At 67.4% G+C, this 871-nt stretch carries 1 protein-coding gene; it reads right to left on the bottom strand.

What is annotated here, in order from left to right; all coding sequences use genetic code 11:
* Positions 1-871, bottom strand: an 871-nt coding sequence (locus P5F91_RS19215) for an autotransporter outer membrane beta-barrel domain-containing protein (protein WP_422394479.1), incomplete at both ends; no start/stop codon positions are given.

The raw sequence follows: 871 nt of genomic DNA, 5'->3' as shown, positions 1-871 counted from the left end.
CACCAGGGTGCCAGACGCCTGGGTGTAGTTGCCGGTGATGGTGGCGACAGTGCCCAGGGTGATGGCGCCCCCGGCGTTGGTCACCGTGTTGGTGCCCACGTTGATGTTGTCATTCAGCCGCAGGTTGCCCGACAGCACCACGTTGGTGCCCGTGCTGGTGATCGTGCCCCGGTTGGTCAGCGTGCCGCCGGTCAGCGTGCCCACCACCGTGCCCGTGCCGCCGCCGATGCTGAGGGCGACGGTGCCGGTATTGACGATGTTGCCCTGGATCACGCCGGTGTTGCTGATCGTCCCTACACGGCCGTTCACGCCGATGGCCAGGGCCTGCGTGCCACTGAGGGTACCGCTGTTCAGCAGCGCCGTCAGGGCGGCATTGGCCACGATGGCCTTGTGCGTGGCCGTGATCGTGCCGCTGTTGCTGATGGTGCCGATGGCAGCGCTCATGTACACGCCGCTGGCGTTGGCCGCGATGGTGCCGTTGTTCACCAGCGTCTGGATCGTGCCCGCCGCCTGGAACAAGCCATAGTTGTTGCCGATCAGGCCGTCGTTCAGCAGCGTGACGATGGTGCCGTCGTTGCGCAGGCCCTGCTGCGCGCTGGCGCTGTTGGACCGGATGGTGCCGCCGGCCGCGTTGTCCAGCAGCTGGATGGTGCCCATGTTCTGCACGCCGCCGTCATGGCCGGTCATGAGGCCGTAGTTGACGACGGTGTTCAGGATGCTCTGGTTGATCAGGCCGTAGCCCACCGTGCCGGCCAGGGCGGCGAAGGTGCCGCCCACCGTGTTGACCAGCGTGCCGATGGTGCCGCGGTTCAGCAGGCCATAGCCGCCGTTGGCGCCGTCGCCGCTGATCAGGCCGCTGTTGGTCAGGGTG

The organism is Nitrospirillum amazonense, from assembly GCF_029594735.1.
In the GTDB taxonomy this organism is placed as follows: Bacteria; Pseudomonadota; Alphaproteobacteria; order Azospirillales; family Azospirillaceae; genus Nitrospirillum; species Nitrospirillum amazonense.
The sequence above is the reverse complement of the archived record's forward strand: the minus strand, read 5'-3'. Positions and strand labels throughout refer to the sequence as shown.